Raw genomic sequence first — 24,024 nt, 5'->3', positions numbered from 1 at the left:
GCGAGTCTCCGGGGGCAAGGAACAGCTTGCCGCGCCGCGTCTTCCACTTTTCGGTGATCCAGCGCGATTTGCCCGGCAGGGCGTTCCAGCGCTGCACCGGCAGCACGTAGCCGGTGGCGTTGTTGAGGCCGTGGTCGAAGACCCGCGCCATCCGGGCCCGCGCCTCCGGATCGGCGAGCTCGGGGTTGGCCGGGTCGACATTGGGCGGCAGCCGGGCCTCCTTGACCAGCCAGTCGCCGGGGTCCTCGTAGGCGGCGTCGATGGTTTCGGTACCTAGGCCGAGGCTGGAGGCGATGGCGTCGAGCAGGCGGCGGTCGTCTCCGGGCCTGGCGTCGGTGACGACGCCTTCGCGCGCCACCAGGTCCGCGCGTTGCCAGACCGGCTTGCCGTCGCGCCGCCAGTACAGCGAGAAGGTCCAGCGCGGCAGCGTCTCGCCGGGGTACCACTTGCCCTGCCCGTAGTGCAGCAGGCCGCCCGGCGCGAAGCGCTCGCGCAGCCGGCGGATCAGCGCGTCGGCCTTGGCCCGTTTGGTCGGCCCGACCGCGTCGGCATTCCACTCGCCGGCCTCGAAGTCGTCGATCGACACGAAAGTCGGCTCGCCGCCCATGGTCAGGCGGACATCGGCGGCCGCGAGTTCCTCGTCCACGCGCCGCCCCAGCGCGTTCAGCCGCTCCCAGCTCTCATCGGAGAAAGGCTTGGTGATTCTAGGGTGTTCGGCCACCCGGCTCACCTTCATGTCGAAGGCGAATTCGACATTGGCAAAACTCGTGAAGCCGGTGATCGGGGCAGCGTTGCGATAGTGCGGGGTGGCCGCCAGCGGGATGTGGCTTTCGCCGGTGAGCAGGCCCGAGGTCGGATCGAGACCGATCCAGCCGGCCCCCGGCAGGTAGACCTCGCACCAGGCGTGCAGGTCGGTGAAATCGTGGTCCGTCCCCGACGGACCGTCGAGGGCGGCGAGGTCGGGCTTGAGCTGAATCAGGTAGCCGGAGACGAACCGCGCGGCGAGGCCGAGATGGCGAAGCACCTGCACCAGCAGCCAGCTCGAGTCCCGGCACGAGCCCTGGGCGCGGTGCAGCGTCTCGTCGGGCTCGAAGACGCCCGTCTCGAGCCGCACGATGTAGCCGACCTGCTGCTGCACCCGGGCATTGAGCGCGGTCACGAAGGTCACGGTGTTCTGCGGCGAACGGTCGATGCCGGCGAGGAAGCGCTGCAGCAGCGGGCCGGCCGGCTGCGGCTTCATGTAGATCGACAGGTCCTCGCGCAGGTCCTCGGGGTAGGTGAACGGCCAGGTCTCTGCGCGCTCCTCGACGAAGAAGTCGAAGGGGTTGTAGACGGTCATGTCCGCAACCAGGTCGACCTCGATCTTGAACTCCGTGACCGGCTCGGGAAACACGTGCCGGCTCAGGTAGTTGCCGTAGGGGTCCTGCTGCAGGTTGATGAAGTGGCCGCCGGGCGAGACGCGCAGCGAGTGGCTCAGTACCTTGGTCCTCGACTGCGGCGCCGGCTGCAGCCGGATGATCTGGGGCTGGAGGATGACCGGGCGGTCGTACTTGTAGTGCGTCAGGTGATAGATCGCGGCTTTGATCGACATGCAGCCAGTCGCTCACTCGTTGACACAGGGCTTCCCGGCGGGAACGATAGCGGCACTTGTCCGCCGCCGCCAGCGCCCGCCCTACTTCTTCTTGCGCTCGGCGTGCATGGCGTCGCGGGATTCGCTGAGGAACGCCTCCACCTCGTCGAGGCTGGCCGAGAACTCGTAGCCCTTGTTGCCGAACACGATCTCGAACGTGTCGTCGTCGCGCAGCATGTAGCCGCCATGCGCCTCGATCTTGGGGTTGCGCTTCTGCGCCACCAGCAGGCTCACCCCGAAGGGACGGCCGAGGCGACGGACGCGGCGTTCCATGGCGGCAAGGGTGTGGGCGCGGCTGCTCATCGATCGGGTTCCGGATCAGGTGTCCTGTGATAGCGCGGCTGGCGGGGAGAACAAGGCCCTTCGTCCGGTTGAGCGCGCCGCATCGAGGTGCTTAACTCGGCCATGGCCTTCACCCTCAGGCAGCTGCAATACTTCATCTCCGTCGCCGAGGAAGGGACGGTGTCGGGTGCCGCCCAGTCGCTGTCGATCAGTCAGTCGGCGGTCACCGAGGCGATCAAGGAGCTCGAGACGGACCTGGGGGTGACGCTGTTCGAGCGCCACCGGCGGGGCCTGTCGATCACCCACAAGGGCCAGCAGTTCTACCGCCACGCGACGCGCATCCTCGCCAGCGTCTCCGACGCCCGGCGCAGCTTTTCCGAAGCCGCGACGCCGGCCGGGGGCAGGCTGCAATTGGGGGTCACCTCGCTCGTTGCCGGCTACGTGCTGTCCGACCTCCTCGCCCGCTACCGCCGTGCCAATCCCGATGTCACCGTGTCGGCCATCGAGGACAATGGCGACTATCTCGAGCACCTGCTCGTCGGCGGCGAGCTCGACGTGGCGGTGATGGTGATCTCCAACCTGCGCGACCGGGTTGCGCTGCAGGCGGAGATCTTCGAGACCTCGCCCTACAGGCTGTGGCTGCCGCTCGGGCATCGCCTCGCCGGCGCCGATATCATCGCCATCTCCGACATCGTGCCCGAACCGCTGATCATGCTCACCGTCGACGAAACAGAGGAGAATACCGGCAAGCTGCTTGCCGCCTTCTCGGCCCGTCCCAACGTCGCCTTTCGCACCCGCTCGGTCGAGGCGGTGCGCAGCCTCGTCGCCACCGGCGCAGGCATCGCGCTCCTGCCGGACCTCGTCTATCGCCCGTGGTCGCTGGAGGGCGACCGGATCGAGAACCGCGACATCTCCGGTGCCCTGCCGGTGGTGCAGGTCGGCATGGTCTGGCGGCGCGGCAGCCAGCTGACCCAGGCGGCGCGCGACTTCATCGGGCTGGCCCAACAGCAGTCCTCGCGCGGCCGGCTGGGGTAGGGGGCCGGGCATTCCGGCGCGCGATCGCCCAGGAACACGCGTGAAGGCGCACCTTGCTATCGGTTTTCCCGATATCTCCCCACGGACGAATGCGTTTGCGATTGTTAACGCGCCCGATAAGGTCGGGTGAGGGGCAGGCTGCCGATGGAAACGCCGGCCCGAGCAGGGAGAAAGCGATGAAGTCCATTCTCAAGACGTGTACGGCCTTGACCATGGTGGCAACCCTTGGTGGGCAGACGATGGCGCAGGAGATGCTGCAGGCGCTCGGTCCGGGCGAGGGCGAGGTGTCGATCGTCGCCTGGGCCGGCTATATCGAGCGCGGCGAGACCGATCCGAACTACGACTGGGTGACCAAGTTCGAAGCGGACACCGGCTGCAAGGTCTCGGTTAAGACCGCCGCGACCTCCGATGAAATGGTGGCGCTGATGAACGAGGGCGGCTTCGATCTCGTCACGGCCTCGGGCGATGCCTCGCTCCGCCTCGTCGCCGGCAAGCGCGTGCAGCCGATCAACACCGCGCTGATCCCGTCCTGGTCGAGCATCGACGAGCGGCTGCAGAACGCGCCGTGGCATACGGTGGACGGTGTCCACTACGGCACGCCCTATGTCTGGGGCGCCAACGTGCTGATGTACAATACCGAGGTCTTCGGTGCCACGCCGCCCGACAGCTGGAGCGTGGTCTTTGAGGAAACCACGCTGCCCGACGGCAAGTCGAACAAGGGGCGCGTGCAGGCCTATGACGGCCCGATCTACGTCGCCGACGCCGCCCTCTACCTGATGAGCAGCAAGCCCGAGCTCGGCATCACCGACCCCTACGCCCTCAACGAGGAGCAGTACAAGGCCGCCCTCGACCTGCTGCGCCAGCAGCGCGGGCTGGTCGGCCGCTACTGGCACGATGCTTTCATCCAGATGGATGACTTCACCAACGAGGGCGTGGTCGCCTCCGGGTCGTGGCCGTTCCAGGTGAACGTGCTCAAGGCCGGTGGTGCGCCGGTCGCCTCGGTGTTCCCCAAGGAGGGCATCACCGGCTGGGCCGACACCACCATGCTGCATGCCGAAAGCGCCCATCCGAACTGCGCCTACATGTGGATGGAGCACTCGCTCTCGCCCAAGGTCCAGGGCGACGTCTCGGCCTGGTTCGGTACCGTCCCGTCGGTTCCCGCCGCCTGCAAGGGCAACGAGCTGCTCGGCGACGAGGGCTGTGCCACCAACGGCTTCGACAACTTCGACAAGATCCGCTTCTGGCGGACGCCGGTCAGCAAGTGCGAGGCCGGCGAGTGCGTTCCCTACTACCGCTGGGTCTCCGACTATGTCGGCGTGATCGGCGGCCGCTGATCGGGAGCCGGGTGAGGGTCCGTCCCTCACCCGCCTTCGGCACCCCGGTGTCATCCCGGCGAAAGCCGGGATCCACCATTCCGCTTGCGCGGGCTTCACCATGGGACCCTGTCTTGGCAGGGATGACATCCAGTTCAGGTTGACCGCCGTGGCCCCCAGTTCAGCCGTATCGCTCCAGTCAGTCTCCCGGCACTTCGGGGCCGTCCGGGCGCTCGACCAGATCGATCTCGAGGTGGGCGAGGGCGAGTTCTTCGCCATGCTCGGCCCGTCCGGGTCGGGCAAGACCACCTGCCTCAGGCTCATCGCGGGGTTCGAACAGCCGACATCGGGCCACATCCGCATCTTCGGGGATGCCGTCGAAGGGGTCCCGCCCTATCGGCGCAACGTCAACACGGTGTTCCAGGACTATGCGCTGTTCCCGCACATGAACGTGCGGGAGAATGTCGAATTCTCGCTGATGCTGCGCAAGGTCGACAAGCCGACCCGGCGCCGCGAGGCGGAGGCGGCGCTGGCCATGGTCAAGCTCGCCGATTACGGCGACCGCCGGCCCGGCCAGCTGTCCGGCGGCCAGCGCCAGCGCGTGGCGCTGGCCCGCGCCATCGTCAACAAGCCCAGGGTGCTGCTGCTCGACGAGCCGCTCGGCGCGCTCGACCTCAAGCTGCGCGAGCAGATGCAGGAGGAACTCAAGGCGCTGCAGCGCTCGCTCGGCATCACCTTCATCTTCGTGACCCACGACCAGGGCGAGGCGCTGTCGATGGCCGACCGGGTCGCCGTCTTCAACCATGGCCGGCTGGTGCAGGTCGGCACCCCGGAGGAGATCTACCGCCGGCCCAACTCGCGCTTCGTTGCCGATTTCGTCGGCTCGTCCAACGTGCTCGGGCCCGAGTTCGTCAACGGCGTCACCGGCGAGCGGCGCTGGGCGTCGCTGAGGCCGGAGTCGATCCACGTCATCCGCGCGGGAGAGGGCATTTCGCGGCTGACCGGCCGGGTGGTCGCACGTTCGTTCCTCGGCGCCACCATCCGGCTGGCCATCGACATGTCGGGCACGACGATCCACGCCGTGCTCCCTTCGGCCGACGGTGCGCCCGCCGAGGGCGACCGGGTCACGCTGGGCTTTCCCAAGGATGCCCTCCACTACCTGGACGACGAGACGTGAACGGGGCGGCAACCACGGCCGGCGGCGCCATCCTCGCCAACCGGCGCGGCTGGCTCGGGGCGCTCAGCGATGCGTTCTGGCGTCGCCCCAGGCTGTGGGTGTTCCTGCTGCTGGCGCCGGCGCTGCTCTGGCTCGGCATCGTCTATATCGGCTCGCTGTTCGCGCTGCTGCTGCAGAGCTTCTTTTCGATCGACGAGTTCTCGGGGCTGATCACCTACGAGTTCACCCTCAAGACCTATGCCGAGTTGCTGCGGCCACAGAACCTCGACGTCATCGTGCGCACGGTGGTGATGGCGGCGGCGGTGACGCTGGCCTCGGCGCTGATCGCCTTCCCGATCGCCTACATGGCGGCCCGCTATGCGCGCGGCAAGTGGAAGGCGCTGTTCTACCTCGGGGTGATGCTGCCGCTGTGGTCGAGCTACCTGGTCAAGGTCTATGCCTGGAAGCTGGTGCTGGCGAAGGAGGGGATTTTCAACTGGCTGCTCGAACAGGTGCACCTCACCTGGCTGCTCGATGCCTGGCTGTCCCTGCCGATCGTGGGCGGCAACTCGCTGTCGATCAGCATGACGGGGACGTTCATCGTCTTCGTCTATGTCTGGATGCCCTACATGATCCTGCCGATCCAGGCCTCGATCGAGCGGGTCCCCACGAACCTGCTCGACGCCGCGTCCGATCTTGGCGCCAACCCGTTGCAGACATTCTGGAAAGTCATCTTCCCGCTGACCCTGCCGGGGATCGTCGCCGGCTCGATCTTCACCTTCTCGCTGACGCTGGGCGACTACATCATCCCGCAGATCATCGGCACCTCGGCCTTCTTCATCGGCCAGGCGGTCTACTCGCACCAGGGCACAGCCGGCAACATCCCGCTCGCTGCCGCCTTCACCGTCGTGCCGATCGTCATCATGGGCTTCTACCTGTGGGGCGCGAGGCGCATGGGGGCCTTCGATGCGTTGTGAAGCCGGGGGCATACCCTCCCCCGCGCAGCGGGGGAGGGGGACCGCCGCAGGCGGTGGAGGGGGCATCCATGTCCGCTGACGCGCCACGCGCGCCATGGCCGCTGAAGCTCGCCGCCGGGGCAGGGCTGTTCTTCCTCCTCGCGCCGATCGCGCTCATCTTCCTTTATGCCTTCTCTACCGAGGAGCGGACCTACCAGTGGCCGCCGCCGGGCCTGACCCTTTCTTGGCTGGAGGTCACCTGGAACCGGCCGGACGTGTGGCAGGCGCTGACGCTCTCGGTGCAGGTTGCGTCGATCTCGACCGCCATCGCGCTCTTGCTGGGTACGCTCTGCGCCGCGGCCGTCTCGGGCTCGCGCTTCTTCGGCCGCGAGACGATCTCGCTGCTGGTGATCCTGCCCATCGCGCTGCCCGGCATCATCACCGGCATCTCGCTGCGTTCCGCCTTCAGCCTGATGGACATCCCGTTCTCGATGTGGACCATCATCCTGGGGCACGCCACCTTCTGCATCGTGGTGGTCTACAACAATGCCGTCGCCCGCTTCCGTCGCACCTCGGGTTCGATGATCGAGGCGGCGATGGACCTGGGCGCCGACAAGTTCCAGACCTTCCGGCACGTCATCCTGCCCAACATCGCCACGGCACTGCTGGCCGGGGGCATGCTGGCCTTTGCGCTCAGCTTCGACGAGGTGATCGTCACCACCTTCACCGCCGGCCAGCAGCAGACGTTGCCGCTGTGGATGCTCGAGGAACTGATCCGGCCGCGCCAGCGTCCGGTGACCAACGTCGTCGCGATGGTGGTGGTGGTGGTGACGCTGCTGCCCATCCTCTTCGCCTTCTACCTGAGCCGCGGTGGCGAGCAGACCGTCTCGGGGATGGGGAAATGACATGCAGTTATCGGCGCGCTTGGCCTCCCCCCTCCCAGCCTCCCCCACGAGGGCGGAAGTGCCGACCCGGTTCCTGGCTGGACTCCTGCCACATTCACCGGCCCGCACCTCCCCCCTCGTGGGGGAGGTTGGGAGGGGGGGTGATCACACACACTGAAATTCGCCTTCGGGAGAAACACCAATGAATACCCAGATGCTGATCGGATCCCGCTTCGAGGCGGGTACGGAAACCGAGGAACAGGTGCTCGATCCCCGGACGGGCGGGCTGATCCGGGCCATTCCCGAGGCCTCACCGATGCAGATCGACGATGCGGTCAATGCCGCCGAGCGCGCTTTCGCGGGCTGGTCGCGGACCACGCCGGCGCAGCGCTCGAACTACTTGCTCAGGATCGCACAGGCGATCGAGGACGATGCAGACGGCTTTGCGGCGCTCGAGGCGCTCAATTGCGGCAAGCCGATCAATGCCGTCCGCAACGACGAGATTCCCGCCATCGTCGATTGCTGGCGCTTCTTTGCGGGCGCCATCCGCAATATGCACGGCACCGTCGCCGGCGAGTACCTGCCCGGTCACACCTCGATGATCCGGCGCGATCCGATCGGCATCGTCGCCTCGATCGCTCCCTGGAACTACCCGCTGATGATGATGGCCTGGAAGCTCGCGCCGGCGATCGCGGGCGGCAACACGGTGGTGTTCAAGCCGTCCGAGCAGACCCCGCTCACCGCGCTCAAGCTCGCGAGGGTCCTCTGCGACATCCTCCCCGAGGGGGTGGTCAATGTCGTGCTCGGGCGCGGCGAAAGCGTCGGCAACACCCTGATCAACCACCCAAAGGTATCGATGATCTCGATCACCGGCGACGTCGCGACCGGCAAGAAGGTGCTGCAGGCGGCAGCCCGGTCGGTCAAGCGCACCCATCTCGAGCTGGGTGGCAAGGCGCCGGTCATCGTCTTCGACGATGCCGATGTCGATGCCGTGGTGTCCGGCCTCAGGGCCTTCGGCTACTACAATGCCGGCCAGGACTGTACCGCCGCCTGCCGCATCTATGCCGGCCCCAGGATCCACGACCGGCTGGTCGATGAACTCAGTTCTGCCGTCTCGACCATCCGCTACAACCAGCAGGACGACACGCAGAACGAGATCGGGCCGCTGATCTCGCGGCGCCAGCGCGACCGCGTCGCGAGCTTTGTCGAGCGCGCCTCGGAACTGCCGCACATCCGGATCGCCACCGGCGGCCACATGGCCGGCGACAAGGGCTTCTACTACGAGCCGACGGTGATCGCGGGCGCGCTGCAGAGCGACGAGATCGTGCGTCGCGAGGTGTTCGGTCCGGTGGTCTCGGTGACCCGCTTCACCGACCCGGAGGACGCCATCGCCTGGGCCAATGACAGCGACTACGGCCTCGCCTCGTCGGTCTGGACCAAGGACATCGACAAGGCGATGCGGACGGCAGCGCGGCTGCAGTACGGCTGCACCTGGATCAACACCCACTTCATGCTGGTCAACGAGATGCCGCATGGCGGGCTCAAGCAGTCCGGCTACGGCAAGGACATGAGCGTCTATGCGCTCGAGGACTACACCGCCGTTCGGCACGTGATGATCAATCACGGCTGACCGCCACCTCCCCGTTCCGGGTCCGGGTCCCGCCGCCGGTGGGATCCGGACCTTTCATTTCACCCCGCCCCTTTGCACCACATACCCGATGTGGTTACTTCCGCTCGCATTTCTTGGACGGCGCAGGGCAGGGACCGGCACAACATGGCTCTCAATATCGAGCAGAGAATCGATCGCATCGAAGTCCGGCTGGAGGAGCTCGGCTTCTGGCGCGAGCGCGAGACGGTCGAGATCGGCGGCTGGACCATCAACGGGGTGCCGATCGCCGTCGGCGCGCCCTGGCCGGGGCGCGATGGCGTGCAGGGCTTTGCCGCCCTTGCCGGGGTGCCCGGTCACTGGCCGCTCGGCGAAACCCGCCTGCAGCTCGACCTGGGCGGCGAGGCGCTGGTTTCGCTGCGCTATGCCGACGAGATCGTCAGTCTCGGCAACGATCCCTATCACAAGGAATTCCACGTCCGCGCCAATAGCTTCGGCATCGAGGCCGAGGCGGTGGCGCGGCTGCCGTTCGGGGAGCCGGTCCGCAGTCCGCACCTCAATGTCGCCCGCCTCGCCTGGATCGATCCGGCGGTGTCGAGCCTGCAGCTGCGGCTGAGGCTCATCGTCGAGACCGCGCAGATCCTCGAGGGGCATGAGGTGGTGCCGCACCTCGTCGCGGCCGCCGAGGAGGCGTTCTACATGCTCGACTGGCCGTCGGGCACGCAGGACTACATCGCCCGCTTCGCGCCGGAGGAGGGGCAGCAGCGCATCTGGCAGCTGCCGCCGCTGAAGGCGAACCCGGCCGGCCTTACCGAGGACCAGCGCATCAGCGTGATGAAGGCGGACATGTTCCTGATCGATCGGCTGCGGGCGCTGCAGAAGCGGTTCCCGCCGCAGGGCGAGATCGTCCTCACCGGCCACGCCCATATCGACCTCGCCTGGCTCTGGCCCTATGCCGAGACCCGCCGCAAAATGCGCCGCACCTTCTCGACCGCCGTGTCGCTGATGGAGGGCAGCAACGAGTACCTCGCCCGCTCCGGCTTCCGCTTCAACCAGTCGACCGCGCAGTACTACGCGCAGATCGAGGAGGACGATCCGGCGCTGTTCGAACGAATCCGGGCCAAGGTCAAGGCCGGCGGCTGGGAGACGGTCGGCGGCATGTGGGTCGAGCCCGACACCAACATGCCGACCGGCGAGAGCCTCACCCGGCAGATTCTCTACGGGCAGCGGTACTTCGAGCAGAAGTTCGGCGTGCGGCACCGCGTCTGCTGGCTGCCCGACTGCTTCGGCTTCTCGGGCGGCCTGCCGCAGCTGCTGCGCCAGGGTGGCATCGACTCCTTCTTCACCATCAAGGTGAACTGGAACGAGACCAATACCATCCCCGGCGACCTGTTCTGGTGGGAGGGGATCGACGGCAGCCGCGTGCTGGCCCACACCTTCGAGAACCCCTGGCACGGCTACAATGGCGCGGTGAACCCGCTCTGCATCGCCAGCACCTGGAAGAACTTCAAGCAGAAGACCGTGCATCCGGCCTCGCTCCTCGCGGTCGGCTATGGCGATGGCGGCGGCGGCGTCCCTCCGGAATATGTCGAGCGCGAGATGCAGCTGAGGGATTTCCCGGCGCTGCCGGCGGCCCGCTGGGGCCGGGTCGAGGACTTCTTCGCCGGAGCGCACGACACGGCGAAGAAGGCGCAACTGCCGGTCTGGCAGGGCGACATCTATCTCGAGCTGCATCGGGCGACGCTGACCAGCCAGAGCGCGGTCAAGCGCGCCCATCGGCAGGCGGAGCGGGCGCTGATCACCGCCGAGACGCTGGGCTCGATCGCGGCGCTGCTCGGCGCCGAGCAGCCCGAGAGCCTCGAGCACATCTGGCGCGTGGTGCTGAAGAACGAGTTCCACGACATCCTGCCCGGCTCCTCGATCGCCGAGGTCTACGACGATGCCGAGCGGGAGCTCAACGATGCCTGCGGCCGGGCGCTGGCGCGTCAGCAGATGGCGCTCTCGACCATTGTCGGCAAGCTGCCGGACGGCGACATCGACGACGCGGTCGTCGTCGTCAATCCCTCGCTCAGCCGGCGTCCGGTGCGGGTCACCACCACTGACGGGGCGCATTTCGCCTCGGCCGACATCATGCCGCCGCTCGGCATCCGGGTGTTCTCCCGCATCTCGCTCGAGGCGCAGCCGGGGCTGTCGGTCAGCGAGGCGCATATCGAGAATGCCCATGTCCGCGCCATGATCGGGCTCGACGGCACCATCTCCAGCCTCGTCCACAAGGCGACCGGGCGCGAGGCGCTGGCCGGGCGCGGCAACCAGCTCTGGGTCTATCCCATCGACAAGCCGCGCAACTGGGACGCCTGGGACATCGAGGACGACTATGCCAGGAAGGGCATCGAGCTCATCCGGCCCGAGAGCATCAAGGTCATCGAGAGCGGGCCGGCGCGCGCCGCCATCCGCGTCGTCCGCCGCTTCCGCGCCTCGACGGTGACGCAGACCTATGCGCTCGAGGCCAATGGCAGCCGGCTCGACATCGTCACCGAGATCGACTGGCACGACAGGCACTGCCTGCTGCGCACCATCACGCCGGTATCGGTGCGGACGACGCACGCGACGTTCGAGCATGCCAATGGCGTCGTGCGCCGCACCACGCACGACAATACCAGCTGGGACCAGGCGCAGTTCGAGGTGCCGGGCCACCGCTTCGTCGACATGAGCGAGCCCGGCTTCGGGGTAGCATTGCTCAACGATGCCAAGTACGGCCACAGCGCCAAGGGCAATGTCCTCGGCCTCAGCCTCGTGCGCTCGCCGGTCTATCCCGATCCCCTCGCCGACGAGGGCGGCCAGCGCTTCACCTACGCGCTCTATCCGCATGCCGGCGACTGGTACGAGGGCCGGGTGCGCGAGGAGGCGGAGGATCTCAACCAGCCGCTGCTGGCCGCCACCGCCAGCGGCGTCGCGCATCTGACGCTCGAGCCGGTCGGCACGGACGGCATCCCGGCGGCGCTCTCCGGCTTCAAGCCGGCCGAGGACGGCAACGGCCTGATCTTCCGCGTCTACGAGCCCGCCGGCCGGCGCGGCGACTTCGCCCTCAGGGTCCCCAACGGCTGGAAAGCCGGCGGCAGCCTCTCCATCCTCGAAGAGCCGATGGACCGCGGCGAAGGCGCCGAGCTCAGGCCGTTCGAAGTGCGGACCTGGCGGATTTCGCGGGGGTAGGCGGCAAGCCTCCCCTCACCCGGCGCTACGCGCCACCCTCTCCCTCAAGGGGAGAGGGGAGCGGCGGCAAGATTGTGCCCCAGCGTGCTTCCCTCTCCCCTTGAGGGAGAGGGTGGATCGCGCGAAGCGCGAGACGGGTGAGGGGCCGTCACCCCGTCACCACCTCGACATCGTCCCGGCCGCCCCATTCGGCCCAGGAGCCGTCATAGAGGATCACGTCCCTGGCGCCCGCCTGTTCGAGCGCGAGCTTCAGCGTCGCCGCGGTGACGCCGGAGCCGCAGGTGGTGACGATCGGCTTGTCGAGGTCGATGCCGGCGGCGGCGAACTGGGCCCGCAGCACTTCCGGCGCCTTCAGCCGGCCGTTCTCGACCAGGGTGTCGGCCGGGGCGCTGATCGCCCTCGGCATGTGGCCGGACCTGAGGCCGGGCCGTGGTTCGGCCACCTCTCCGCGAAAGCGCGGGCCGGGCCGCGCGTCGGCGATCTGCCGGCCGCCGCTTAGGGCGAAGCCGCGCATGCGCTCGAGGTCGGCAACGCGTGTGGCATCGAAGCGCGGCGTGAACATCCGCGGCGGACGCGTCGCTTCGCCGCTCGCGAGCGGCCGGCCTTCGGCGCGCCATTTGGGCAGCCCGCCCTCGAGGATCACCACGTCCGGCGCCCCCATCACCGCGAAGGTCCATCGCACCCGCGGCGCCGAAAACACGCCGACGCCGTCATAAACGACGATCCGCATGCCATCCCCGATCCCCAGCCGCCCCATCAGTTCGCCGAACGGGCCGGGCTGCATCAGCATGTGCGGCAGGCCGCTGGTCCTGTCGGCATAGCCGTCGAGGTCGAACCAGACGGCGCCCGGAATGTGGCCGGCGAGGTACTCGGCGCGCGCGTCGCGCTGCGCCGCCGGCAGGTACCAGCTGCCGTCGACGACGGCGAGCTCGGGGTCGGCAAGATGGTCGGCAAGCCAGGCGGTGGAAACGAACGGATCGGTCATGGGAGCCTCGATACTGCGGCGCCAACTGCTACCCCCCTCCCGGCCTCCCCCACAAGGGGGGAGATGCTCGCCGGTGTGTCGGGCACCATCGCACCACAGCCTCGGCTCCTCACCTCCCCCCTCGTGGGGGAGGGCGGGAGGGGGGCGCCGCTTGCGGTCCAGTCTCAGCCCCTCCCGCTCACCACCCCACCCGCCGTCAGTTCCATGAGCGCCAAGGTCTGGTCGAGATGCTCGGCCCGCCAGCTCAGCAGCCGCTCCGCCATCTCGATCCGCACCGGCGCATGAGCCGGGTCGTCGGCGAGGTTGCAGAGGTTGCCGGGGTCGGCGTCGAGATCGAACAGCAGCGGGGGCAGGGCGGCGAAGTGCACGTATTTCCACTTCGCGGTGCGGATCACCGCGAGGTTCAGCTGCGTCGAGCGCAGCCCGAACCAGGCTTCCGTCGTCTGCTCGGCCACCTCGCGGAAGTCGAACTCCCAGTGCACAGCATCGCGCCAACCGGCCGGTTCTTCTCCCGCGACGAAGCGGTCGAGCGAGCGACCGTCGGGGTGGTGCAGCGGCGTCCCGCCCATGGCCTCGAGCAGCGTCGGGAAGATGTCGATGGCCTCGGTGAAGGCGTCGACCCGGCGGCCTCGCGCGGTGTGGCGCGGATCGCGGATGATCAGCGGGATGTGCTGGCTGCCGTCGAAATAGCCGCCCTTGCCGAGTAGGTAGTGGTCGCCCATGAGTTCGGCGTGGTCGGAGGTGAAGACGATCAGCGTCTCGTCCCACGCGCCGCGCGCCTTGATGGCGTCGAACAGCCGGCCCATCTGGGCATCGACCTCGGCGATCATGCCGAGATAGGTCGCCTTGATCTGACGGAATTCGGCCTCGGTGAAGTCGCGCACGAGGCCCTCGGCGCCGGCGATGAAGTGGCCCTTGCCGGTGAAGCGCAGCGCGAAATCGAGCAGCGGATGTCCCGCCGCCTCCGCCTCGGGCGAGGCGGCCCGCACGAAGCCGCCCACCTCGTCGGGCGAGATCAGCGTGTTGTAGGGGGCCGGCACGATGAAGGGCGGGTGCGGCCTCAGGTAGGACAGGTGCGCGAACCAGGGGCGGTCGCCATCCTGCTCGCCGAGCCAGCGGATGCACTCGCCGGTGAGGAACGCGGTCTGCGTCTGGTCGGCCGCATAAGCCGCAGGCGCGGCGCTGACCGTTCCCGGCGGCACCCCCGGCGGCAGGTGGGCATGATCGTGGTCGATCAGTTCCAGCCCCTGGTGGCGCAGCCAGCTGAGCCAGGGCTTTTCGTGCTCGGGCAGCTTCACCCGCGCGGTGAAGCCGGGCAGCACACCCTCATAGGTGAAGTTGTCCGGGTCGTCCGGGGCCTTGCCGGTGGGGTCGGGCGACACGTCGGTGTAGCCGAACAGCGTCGGATCGTACCCCGCGCGCCGGGCGGCCCGGGCGATGTTGTCGAAGCGGTCGGCGAGCGGGCTGCCGTTGCGGCAGACCCGGTTGTTCATCTGGTAGAGCCCGGTATAGAGCCCGGCCCGCGCCGGCGAGCAGGGGGCCGCCTGCGCATAGTGGTTGAGGAACGCCACCCCGTCGGCGGCGAGCCCGTCGAGGTGCGGAGTCCTCGCCAGCCCATGTCCGGCATAGCCGGCACAGTCGCCGCGCCACTGGTCGGCGGTGATCAAGAGGATGTTCATGGCGGAGCCTCAGGCGCGCTGAGTGGTGAATGGTGAGTGGTGAATGGTGAATGGTGAGTAGTGAATGCGTTCTGGCACCGATTTCGGTGTCTGGCACCACCATTCACCATTCACCACTCACCATTCACCACTCACCCTCTACTCCCCCAGCACCAGCACGTCGCTCGCCGCTATTCCCACCTTGACCCGCGCGCCGTGCACCGGCGGCGGGGTGCGCTGGTCGTTGAACGTGTCGAGTTCCAGCGCATTGCCGCCCAGGTCGACCTTGAGGCGGATCACCGAGCCGAGAAAGCTGACCTCATGCACGGTGCCCTCGAGCACGATGTCGCGGTCGGCGCTCAGCGCCACGGCCTCGGGGCGCATGGTCAGCGAGATGGCCTCGCCGTTTCGCGCCGTCGCGGGCAGTGCCGGGATGGTGACATCCGTGCCGCCGATCGTCACGCTCTTGCGCGCCGCATCGGCCACCGTGGCGGAGAGCGTGTTGAGCGTGCCCACGAAGGTCGCGACGAACTTGGTGGTGGGCCGGTTGTAGATGGCGAACGGCTCGTCGAACTGTTCGACATTGCCGGCATTGAGCACCACGATGCGGTCCGAGATCGACAGCGCCTCTTCCTGGTCGTGGGTGACGAACACCGTGGTGATCCCCAGTTCGCGCTGGATTTCGCGGATCTGGTCGCGCAGCGACACGCGGATCTTGGCGTCGAGCGCCGAGAGCGGCTCGTCGAGCAGCAGCATGCGGGGCGAGGGGGCCAGCGCCCGGGCCAGCGCGACCCGCTGCTGCTGGCCGCCCGACAGTTCGAACGGATAGCGCTTGCCGTAGCCCGAGAGCCCGATCAGCTTCAGCATCTCCTCGACGCGCGCCTCGCGCTCGGCCGCGCTCACGCCCTTGATCCTCAGCCCGAAGCCGATATTGCCGGCGACGTTCATGTTGGGGAACAGCGCGTAGGCCTGGAACACCATGCCGATATTGCGCTGGTTCGGCGCCACGCCGGTGATGTCCTTGCCCTCGACCAGGATCTGCCCCGAGGTCGGCAGCTCGAAGCCGGCGATCATCCTCAGGATCGTGGTCTTGCCGCAGCCCGAGGGGCCGAGCAGGGTGACGAACTCGCCCCGGTTGAAGCTCAGGTTCACGCCCTTGACCACCTGGGTCGGCCCGAATGCCTTCACCAGCCTGTCGATGCGGAGGAATTCCTCGGCCATGGTCCAGTCCTCCGTCTAGTCTTTTCGGGCCTGCTTGGGGGCGAAGCGGTCGAGCAGCTGGATGACGCCCATGGCACCCCAGGTCAGCGCGAACGAGATGATCGCCAGTGCCGAGGGCTCATAGGCCCGGTTGGCGCCGATATTCTGCATGTAGACGCCGAAGGCCGGCCGGTTGAGCAGGCTCGCCAGCACGAATTCGCCGATGACGATGGCGAAGGTCAGGAAGGCCCCGGACAGCACGGCGACGAAGATGTTGGGAAAGATCACCTGCGCCATGATGCGGATCGGACCCGAGCCGAGGCTGGTCGCCGCCTCGGTCAGCGTCTGCACGTCGATGGTCCTCAGCCCCGTGTCGATCGCCCGGTACATGTAGGGCAGGGCGAGCGTGACATAGCCGCAGGTGAGCAGCAGGTCGGTGCCGAAGGTCGAGTTGGTCAGCGGCAGGATCGAGGACGAGTTGAACAGCTTGATGTGGCCGAACACCAGGATGATCGGCGGTACGATCAGCGGCAGCAGCGTGATGAACTCCATCACCGGCCGGAGCCATTGCAGCCTGAGGCGCACGAAATAGGCCGCCGGCACCACGATCACCACGCCGATGATGATGGCGAACACCGCACAGAGCAGCGAGTAGCTGAAGGTCGCCTGGAAGCGGTTGTCGGCGAACACCGACATGTAGGCGTCGAAGGTCAGCTGGCCGCGCCGCATCTGCATCGAGAAGATGAAGGTCGCGAGCAGCGGCAGCAGGAAATAGGCGGCGCCCAGCCCGAAGACGATCCATGACCAGAGGCGGCGCGACTTCACTTCAGCCACCTCTCGGCCCGCACCCGCACCACGATGTAGATGACGTTGGCGAGCGCGGTGATGGCGATCATGCCCAGCGCCAGCGCCGCCCCGAGGCCGGGATTGTGCAGCACGTCGCCGCGGATCTGCGCATAGAGCAGGATGGGGACGATGTTGAGCGAGGAGCCGGTCAGCGCATAGGCGGTGGCGATGGCGCCGAAGGCGTTGGCGAACAGCAGCGACAGCGTGCCGAGCAGGTTCGGCCACAAGACCGGGAAGCCGATATGCAGCCAGAACTGCAGGCGGCTGGCGCCCAGGGTCTGGGCCGCCTCGCTCCACTCGCGCTTCAGCCCGTCGATGGCCGGCGCGATGATCAGCACCATCAGCGGAATCTGGAAGTAGAGGTAGGTGAGCGTCAGGCCGGTGAAGCTCAGCAGGTTGAAGCCCGACTTGTAGATGTCGAAGCCGAACACGGTCCTCAAGATCACCGTCACGAGCCCGAGCCGGCCGAGCGTGGCGATGAAGGCGAAGGCCAGCGGCAGGCCGGCAAAGTTCGAGGCGACGCCCGAAAAGGTCATCACCGTCGAGCGGATGGCATTGGGCAGCCGGCCGCGGATCACCGCCAGGGCGATGGCGAGCCCGATGGCGGCGCCGAAGAAGGCCGAGGCGGCGGAGACGCGGATCGAGATCGAGAAGGCGCTCATCACCTGGTCGGTGCCGAGGTCGATCAGGTTCTGCAGGGTGAAATTGCCCTCCCGGTCGACAAAGGCGGTGCCGATCAGGAACAGCGTCGGGATGATCAGGAACAGCAGCGCGAAGGCGATGAAGGGCAGCACGCCGAGCCAGGCGCCCAGGTGCTGCGATCGCCATCGCGAAACAACCGGCCCGGGAGAGCCCGGGCCGGTTGCCTTGTCAGCGGCGAGGCTGACCTCAGCCATGTTACTGGACGTTGGCGCCGACGACGGCGTCCCAGTTGGCGGTGATCTCGGTCTTGGCGGCGGCCTGCTCGTCGAGCGTCGGGAACACGGCCTTGGCGTAGGCTTCGGCCGGCGGCAGCTTGTCGAGCAGATCCTGCGGGATCACGCCACGGGCCGCCATGTCGTTGAAGCGGATCGGGTGGCAGTAGCCGGCGAGCCAGCCGAGCTGGCCTTCGTCCGAGTAGAGGTATTCCATCCAGAGCTTGGCCGCATTGGGATGCGGGGCATAGGCGGAGATCGCCTGGATATAGACACCGGCGACGACGGCGTCGCTCGGCACGATCACCTGCGCGGCCGGATTGCCGGCGAAGCCGTCCTTCCAGGCGAGCGCATTGTAGTCCCAGGCGGCGACGATCGGGGTGGTGCCCTGAGCCACCGAGGCGGCCTTGCCGATCACCGGCACGAAGTTGCCGGCCTTGTTGAGTTCGGCGAAGAAGGCGAGACCCGCCTTGCCGGCTTCGGCACCGGCGGTGGCGCCGGTGGCGAGGCCCGCGGCGTGGACGCCCGAGATCGCCTGGTTGGCGGCGCGCGGATCACCGGCGAGCGCGAACGCATTGGCGTATTCCGGCTTCTTGAGATCGGCGAAGCTGGTGGGCGGGTTGGGGACGAGGTCGGTGTTCACGAGGAACGACAGCACGCCGTAATAGTCGCCGTACCAGTAGCCCTCGGCGTCCTTGGCGGAGTCCGGGATCGAGTCCCAGGTCGAGACCTTGTACGGCTGGATCAGGCCTTCGGCCTTGGACGACGGGCCGAAGCTGAGGCCGACGTCGATCACGTCGGGAGCCTGCGGGCCGGTATTGCCCTTGTTGGCCTTGATCGCCTCGATTTCGTCGGCCGAGCCGGCGTCGGGGTTCAGTTCGTTGATGGTGATGCCGGGGTACTTGGCCTTGAAGGCCTCGATCACGGCGCCGTAGCCGCACCAGTCGTGCGGCAATGCGATGGTGGTCAGCTGACCTTCGGCCTTGGCGGCTTCGTACAGCGCGTTCAGGTCGGTCTGCGCCGAGACGGAGAGGGTCGAGGCGACGAGCGCCGTGACCGAAACCGAGGCGGCAAACGCGTTCTTCAGATTCATTGTGCGTCTCCCTGTATATGGCTTCTGCAATTGACTCGGGAGGAGCCCCTTAAGCCGCGTCTCACCTATTTGCGCCATGTGACAGCCGCGTGACAGCCCAATAGGGCCGGCCCGGCCGGTCTTCCGGCCGGCGGCGCGGAACTGAGGCGACGTGTGAGTGATGCGGGCCCGCGGCTCCCTCGGGGTCAATTGTGACAATTGTGACAGTGCCCGTTTTGCGCGGGCGAGTCGAGATGCCGAAATGCTGTCCGGTTGCCGCAGTTTAGAGCCGTTCCAGTCTTGGCGGTTATTTCTTGATGGTCCCTCTCCACTTTGCTAGGCCGCCCTACCGATCCCTGTGGAGGCGCCCCATGAAGTCGATCAGCCCCTTGGTTCTCACCCTGGCCCTCGTCGCCGCCCCGGCGCACGCGACCGAGCCCTCGTCCGAGGCGATCCTCGCGACCTATGCCGATATCGCGCTGGCCGGCTACGAGGATGCACTCGCCACCGCGCGATCGCTCGATGCGGCGACCGATGCGCTGATCGCCGCGCCCTCCGAAGCGACGCTGGCAGCGGCCCGCGCCGCATGGGTCGCTGCCCGCCCCGCCTACCAGCAGACCGAGGCCTTCCGCTTCGGCAATGCCGTCGTCGATGCGTGGGAGGGCAGGGTAAATGCCTGGCCGCTCGACGAGGGCCTGATCGACTATGTCGATGCCTCCTACGGCGCCGAAAGCGACGAGAACGGCCTCTACACCGCCAATGTCATCGCCAATCCGACCCTGACCATCGACGGCTCGGAGGTCGACGCCACGACCATCTCTCCGGCCTTCCTCAAGGACACCCTGCAGGAGGCGGGCGGCATCGAGGCCAATGTGGCGACCGGCTACCATGCCATCGAGTTCCTGCTCTGGGGGCAGGATCTCAACGGCGTCGGGCCGGGCGCCGGCAACCGGCCGTTCACCGACTACACGACCGAGGCCAATGCGGCGCGGCGGGCCCAGTATCTCGATGCCGCGACGGACCTCCTGGTCGCCGATCTGGAGGAGATGGTCGGCAACTGGCAGCCGGGTGGGGCGGCCCGCGCGGCGCTCGCCGAGACCGGTCTCGCCACCATCCTCACTGGCATGGGCTCGCTTTCCTATGGCGAGCTGGCCGGCGAGCGCATGAAGCTCGGGCTCCTGCTGCACGATCCGGAAGAGGAGCACGACTGCTTTTCCGACAATACCTACAACTCGCACCTGTTCGATGCGATCGGCGTCCAGAACGTCTATCTGGGCCGCTACACCCGGGTCGACGGCGCGGTCGTCGAGGGGACCTCGCTCTCGGACCTGATCGCGGCGCGTGATGCGGGGCTCGATGCCGAGATTCGAGCGCTCCTCGCCGATACCGTCGCCAGGATGCAGACGATGGCGGCGCGCGGCGAGACGGTGGAGAAATACGACCAGATGATCGCCGAGGGCAATGTCGAGGGCAATGCCGTGGTGCAGGCGGCGATCGACGGGCTGATCGCCCAGACGCGTGGCATAGAGCGGGCGGTGGCGCTGCTCGAACTGGGCGACGCGGTTGCCATCGAGGACTCCGACAGCCTGGGCAATCCGGACGCAGTGTTTCAGTAACGCGCGGTTTTCCCACACTTTCCTGGCGTCGCGGGGTAGACAAAGTCCGCGACGCTGCTTCTTCTCCCGGCTTGTGACCGGGAGTGCTAGAGTGCCTGACATGCACATGCGCTTGACGGCGTTCCTGGTCATAACTCTTGTCGCGGGTCTCGCCGTCGCCAGTGACGGCGGGACCCGCACCGACCTCACCCCGGCCGATCTGAAGCGGGTCCTCGCGGTCACCGCGCCGACCGGCGATTTCGCCCGACCCGAGAACTTCGAGCAACTGCCGGGTGGTGCCGCCACCGTCCGGAAGCGGGTCAACCAGGACATCTTCTCGTTCTCGTCGGCTAATCTCGGCTTTGCCGACGAAGAGCGCTTCAAGCTCGGCAACGCGCTTTTTCGCAAGCTCTGGGTCTCCTCGCCCGCCTCGACCGAGGCCTCCGACGGCCTCGGTCCGCTGTTCAACGCGCGCGGCTGCCAGAACTGCCACCTCAAGGACGGGCGTGGGCACGTCCCGGCCGAGGGGGAGGATGCCGTCTCGATGTTCCTCCGCCTGTCGGTGCCGGCCCGCAGCGCGGCCGAGAAGGCGGCGCTCGCCGATCTCTCCGCCAAGGTCATCCCCGAGCCCACCTATGGCGGCCAGCTGCAGAACTTCGCCGTCCAGGGCCTCGCTGCCGAGGGGCGGATGGTCGTCTCCTACACCGACGAGCCGGTGACGCTGGGCGACGGCACGGTGGTGACGCTGCGCCGGCCGGCCTATGACGTCGCCGATCTCGGCTACGGGTCGATGGCGGCGGACGTCATGCTGTCGCCGCGCGTCGCGCCGCAGATGATCGGTCTGGGTCTGATCGAGCAGGTGCCGGCCGAGGACATCCTCGCCCGCGCCGATCCGGACGATGCCGATGGGGACGGCATCTCGGGCCGGCCCAACCGTGCCGTCGATCCGGTCACCGGCACAGTCGAACTCGGGCGCTTCGGCTGGAAGGCCGGCGCCGCGACCGTCCGGGCGCAGTCGGCCGATGCCTTTGCCGGCGATATCGGCATCGCGACGCCGCTGGTCATGCAGCCGCATGGCGATTGCACCGCGGCCCAGGCGGCGTGCCTTGCCGCACCCACCGGCGAGCAGGCGCGCCTCGGCGCTTCCGAGGCGCCCGATCCGGTGCTCGACCTCGTCACCTTCTATTCGCAGAACCTGGGCGTGCCGCAGCGGCGCGGGGTCGGCGAGCCGGCCGTGCTGGCCGGCAAGCAATCGTTCTACACGCTCGGCTGCGTCGCCTGCCACGCCCCCAAGTTCGTCACCTCGCGCGACGCCGAGCTCGAGGCGCACCGCTTCCAGCTGATCTGGCCCTATTCGGACCTCCTCCTGCACGACATGGGCGAGGGGCTCGCCGACCATCGCCCGGAGGCGCTGGCCGACGGCTACGAGTGGCGCACCGCGCCGCTCTGGGGCATCGGATTGACCGAGACCGTCTCCGGCCACACCCAGTTCCTCCACGATGGCCGGGCCCGCAATCTTGAGGAGGCCATCCTCTGGCACGGCGGCGAGGCCCAGGCGGCGCGCGACGGCTATGCCGCGATGAGCCGATCGGAGCGCGAGGATCTCCTCGCCTTCCTCGGTTCGCTCTGATGCGCCGGTCGCTGCTTGCCCTCGCTGCGGTGCTCGCCGCCCTGATCCTCCCCTGCGCAGCGGGCGAGGGGGACCAGACGCAGCACGGTGCAGGGGGCGCCGCCGCCGCCACCGCCCGGCCGACCGCCGAACAGGTCATCTCGCTCGCCATCGGCGAGGTGATCCGGCCCGGCTTTTCCGCCTATGCCGAAGCCACGACCGGGCTCGCGGCGGCGATCGGCGCGGCCTGCGCGGCACCGTCTGACGCGGCCCTTCTCGCTGCTCGCGAGGCCTTCCGGGCCGCCGTCATCGCCTGGTCGCGCATCGAGCTCTATCGCCTCGGACCGCTCCTCGAGAACAATCGTGCCGAGGCCATCCTGTTCTGGCCCGATCGCAAGGGCATCGCGCTCAGGCAGGTGCAGGCGGCGCTCGTCGAGCAGGACGAGAGCGCCGCCGACGCTTCCACTCTCGCTGGGAAAAGCGTGGCGATGCAGGGTCTTGTGGCACTCGAGCTGATCCTCTTCGGCAACGGCGCGGAGGCTCTTGCGACCGGTGACGCGTACCGCTGCCGCTACGCGCTCGCCATCGCCACCCTGCAGCAGGGGACCGCGGCGGCCATGGCGGCCGAATGGGCCGATCCCGCCGGCATCGCGCAGCGCCTGCTGGCGCCATCGGAGTCCGATCCCGAGTATCGCAGCTTCCGCGAGGTGGCCGAGGAACTGACCGGGCTCCTCGCGCACGGGGTCGAACTGATCCGCGACCAGCGGCTGCTCCCCTTCCTCGGGCGCGACGGCGAGGCGTCGCGGCCGAAATCGGCGCTGTTCTGGCGCTCAGCCATGACCGTTCCCTCGATCGCCGCGAACTTTGCCGGCCTCGCCGAGTTGCTGCAGCGCTCCCGTCTCGCCGAGGCGACGGCCGCCGAGAACCTCTGGGTCGGCAACGGCGCCGGCTTCGAGTTCTCCAATGCCGCCCGCACCGCCGCGCTCGTCATCGATCCGGTCGAGGCGGCGCTTGCCGATCCGCGCCAGAAGCGGGCGCTCGACTATCTGGTGATCGTCAGCCGCTCGCTCGACACGCTGCTCGGGGAGAACCTCGCGGCGGCGCTCGGGCTTTCGGTCGGCTTCTCCTCTCTGGATGGAGACTGATCGATGTGGCACCGCCGCGCCTTCCTCAGGGCCGCAGGGGCGGGCTTCGCCGCCTCGCTGCTGCCGCAGCGGGCCGAAGCGCTCGAGCGGTCGGAGCTGGTCTTCGCCTCCGCCATCCAGACGCGCGCCGGCGGCTATGCCGCGGCGCTGGTCAGCGAGCGGGGCGCGCTGATCGCCAGCGTCGAGCTGCCCGATCGCGGCCACGACATCGCCGTTTCGCCGGCCACCGGGCTGGCCGTGGTGTTCGCCCGCCAGCCGGGCACCTTCGCGCTGGTGTTCGATCCGCAGGGTGTCGTGCCACCGCGGACGCTCGCCAGCAGCGCCGGAAGGCACTTCTTCGGCCACGGCGTCTTCTCGCCCGATGGCCGGCTCCTCTACGCCACCGAGAACGACTTCGACGCGGCGCGCGGCGTCATCGGTGTCTACGATGTCGCGGGCGGCTACGGCCGCATCGGCGAGTTTGACACGTTCGGCACCGGCCCGCACGAAATGCTGCTGATGCCCGACGGCGAGACGTTGGTCGTCGCCAATGGCGGCATCGAGACCCATCCGGACTATGGCCGCGCCGAGCTCAACCTCGCCAGCATGGATCCCTCGCTCGCCTTCATCGACCGCCGCGGCGGCGATCTCGTCGGCCAGCTGCGGCTCGATGCCGGCCTGCACCAGCTGTCGATTCGGCACCTCGCGGTCGATCATCGCCATCGCGTCTGGTTCGGCTGCCAGTTCCGCGGTTCCGCCGTCGATCGCCCGCAACTGGTCGGCTACGCCACCCGCGACGGCGACATCCGGCTGATCGAGCTCCCCGCGGCGCCCCTTGCCGCCCTGCGCAACTATATCGGCTCGGTCGCCGTCTCGGCCGATGGCCGCCTCGTCGGCGTCTCCTCGCCCGAGGGCAACACCATCCTCGCCCTCGATCCGGACACGGGTG

The 24,024-nt window shown here is 68.1% G+C and carries 19 protein-coding genes; 11 read left to right on the top strand and 8 right to left on the bottom strand.

The annotated features are described in order from the left end of the window. A partial coding sequence (locus ACE3TU_RS06125) for a transglutaminase family protein (protein ID WP_374621580.1) occupies nucleotides 1-1,591 on the bottom strand: 1,591 nt, incomplete at its 3' end. An 81-nt stretch (nucleotides 1,592-1,672) separates the two neighbouring features. After that, nucleotides 1,673-1,933 carry a hypothetical protein gene (locus ACE3TU_RS06120; RefSeq protein ID WP_374621577.1) on the bottom strand — a complete coding sequence of 87 codons (261 nt, stop codon included), beginning with the start codon at nucleotides 1,931-1,933 and terminating at the stop codon, nucleotides 1,673-1,675. A 102-nt stretch (nucleotides 1,934-2,035) separates the two neighbouring features. Between ACE3TU_RS06120 and ACE3TU_RS06115 the strand changes: the two genes are divergently transcribed. From ACE3TU_RS06115 to ACE3TU_RS06085, 7 genes are all read left to right on the top strand, one after another. Next, entirely contained in the window at nucleotides 2,036-2,947 is a 912-nt protein-coding gene (locus ACE3TU_RS06115) for a LysR family transcriptional regulator (protein WP_374621574.1), read from the top strand. A 176-nt stretch (nucleotides 2,948-3,123) separates the two neighbouring features. Next, complete coding sequence (locus ACE3TU_RS06110) at nucleotides 3,124-4,281, top strand: ABC transporter substrate-binding protein (RefSeq protein WP_374621572.1); 1,158 nt, start codon at nucleotides 3,124-3,126, stop codon at nucleotides 4,279-4,281. Nucleotides 4,282-4,429: 148 nt separating this feature from the next. Next, nucleotides 4,430-5,437, top strand: coding sequence for an ABC transporter ATP-binding protein (locus ACE3TU_RS06105; protein ID WP_374621570.1), 1,008 nt, complete (start codon nucleotides 4,430-4,432; stop codon nucleotides 5,435-5,437). Beyond that, complete coding sequence (locus ACE3TU_RS06100) at nucleotides 5,434-6,393, top strand: ABC transporter permease (RefSeq protein ID WP_374621568.1); 960 nt, start codon at nucleotides 5,434-5,436, stop codon at nucleotides 6,391-6,393. Before ACE3TU_RS06105 ends, ACE3TU_RS06100 begins: the two co-directional genes overlap by 4 nt. 68 nt (nucleotides 6,394-6,461) lie before the next feature. Then, nucleotides 6,462-7,277 (top strand): ABC transporter permease, encoded by an 816-nt coding sequence (locus tag ACE3TU_RS06095; RefSeq protein WP_374621565.1) that lies wholly within the window; start codon nucleotides 6,462-6,464, stop codon nucleotides 7,275-7,277. 181 nt (nucleotides 7,278-7,458) lie between these two features. Continuing rightward, a complete protein-coding gene (locus ACE3TU_RS06090) occupies nucleotides 7,459-8,886 on the top strand; it encodes a gamma-aminobutyraldehyde dehydrogenase (protein WP_374621562.1) in 1,428 nt (475 codons plus the stop codon). 144 nt (nucleotides 8,887-9,030) lie between these two features. Continuing rightward, nucleotides 9,031-12,072 carry an alpha-mannosidase gene (locus tag ACE3TU_RS06085; RefSeq protein WP_374621559.1) on the top strand — a complete coding sequence of 1,014 codons (3,042 nt, stop codon included), beginning with the start codon at nucleotides 9,031-9,033 and terminating at the stop codon, nucleotides 12,070-12,072. Between the two features lie 148 nt (nucleotides 12,073-12,220). On the opposite strand, the gene sseA is transcribed toward ACE3TU_RS06085, so the two are convergent. The 6 genes from sseA to ACE3TU_RS06055 form a co-directional block, all read right to left on the bottom strand. Then, nucleotides 12,221-13,057, bottom strand: coding sequence for a 3-mercaptopyruvate sulfurtransferase (gene sseA, locus ACE3TU_RS06080; RefSeq protein ID WP_374621556.1), 837 nt, complete (start codon nucleotides 13,055-13,057; stop codon nucleotides 12,221-12,223). Between the two features lie 164 nt (nucleotides 13,058-13,221). Continuing rightward, nucleotides 13,222-14,736 carry an alkaline phosphatase family protein gene (locus ACE3TU_RS06075; RefSeq protein ID WP_374621553.1) on the bottom strand — a complete coding sequence of 505 codons (1,515 nt, stop codon included), beginning with the start codon at nucleotides 14,734-14,736 and terminating at the stop codon, nucleotides 13,222-13,224. 138 nt (nucleotides 14,737-14,874) lie between these two features. Beyond that, a complete protein-coding gene (locus ACE3TU_RS06070) occupies nucleotides 14,875-15,936 on the bottom strand; it encodes an ABC transporter ATP-binding protein (RefSeq protein WP_374621550.1) in 1,062 nt (353 codons plus the stop codon). A gap of 15 nt (nucleotides 15,937-15,951) precedes the next feature. Beyond that, complete coding sequence (locus ACE3TU_RS06065; RefSeq protein WP_374621547.1) at nucleotides 15,952-16,740, bottom strand: ABC transporter permease; 789 nt, start codon at nucleotides 16,738-16,740, stop codon at nucleotides 15,952-15,954. Next, nucleotides 16,737-17,657, bottom strand: a complete 921-nt coding sequence (locus ACE3TU_RS06060) for an ABC transporter permease (protein ID WP_374621544.1) — start codon at nucleotides 17,655-17,657, stop codon at nucleotides 16,737-16,739. Before ACE3TU_RS06060 ends, ACE3TU_RS06065 begins: the two co-directional genes overlap by 4 nt. A 1-nt stretch (nucleotide 17,658) precedes the next feature. Further along, nucleotides 17,659-18,768, bottom strand: coding sequence for an ABC transporter substrate-binding protein (locus tag ACE3TU_RS06055; RefSeq protein ID WP_374621542.1), 1,110 nt, complete (start codon nucleotides 18,766-18,768; stop codon nucleotides 17,659-17,661). Nucleotides 18,769-19,118: 350 nt separating this feature from the next. On the opposite strand from ACE3TU_RS06055, the gene ACE3TU_RS06050 reads away from it, so the two are divergent. The 4 genes from ACE3TU_RS06050 to ACE3TU_RS06035 form a co-directional block, all read left to right on the top strand. Continuing rightward, the gene (locus ACE3TU_RS06050) at nucleotides 19,119-20,363 is read left to right on the top strand and encodes an imelysin family protein (protein WP_374621539.1); all 1,245 of its coding nucleotides are present in this window, start codon (nucleotides 19,119-19,121) and stop codon (nucleotides 20,361-20,363) included. Between the two features lie 100 nt (nucleotides 20,364-20,463). Then, nucleotides 20,464-21,972 (top strand): di-heme oxidoredictase family protein, encoded by a 1,509-nt coding sequence (locus ACE3TU_RS06045; RefSeq protein ID WP_374621583.1) that lies wholly within the window; start codon nucleotides 20,464-20,466, stop codon nucleotides 21,970-21,972. After that, nucleotides 21,972-23,096 carry an imelysin family protein gene (locus ACE3TU_RS06040; protein ID WP_374621536.1) on the top strand — a complete coding sequence of 375 codons (1,125 nt, stop codon included), beginning with the start codon at nucleotides 21,972-21,974 and terminating at the stop codon, nucleotides 23,094-23,096. The genes ACE3TU_RS06045 and ACE3TU_RS06040 overlap by 1 nt, the downstream gene beginning before the upstream one ends. 3 nt (nucleotides 23,097-23,099) lie before the next feature. Next, nucleotides 23,100-24,024, top strand: a 925-nt coding sequence (locus ACE3TU_RS06035) for a DUF1513 domain-containing protein (RefSeq protein ID WP_374621533.1), incomplete at its 3' end; no start/stop codon positions are given.

This window comes from Devosia sp. (genome assembly GCF_041917035.1).
Lineage (GTDB): Bacteria > Pseudomonadota > Alphaproteobacteria > Rhizobiales > Devosiaceae > Devosia_A.
This window is presented reverse-complemented; position numbering and strand designations above follow the sequence as displayed.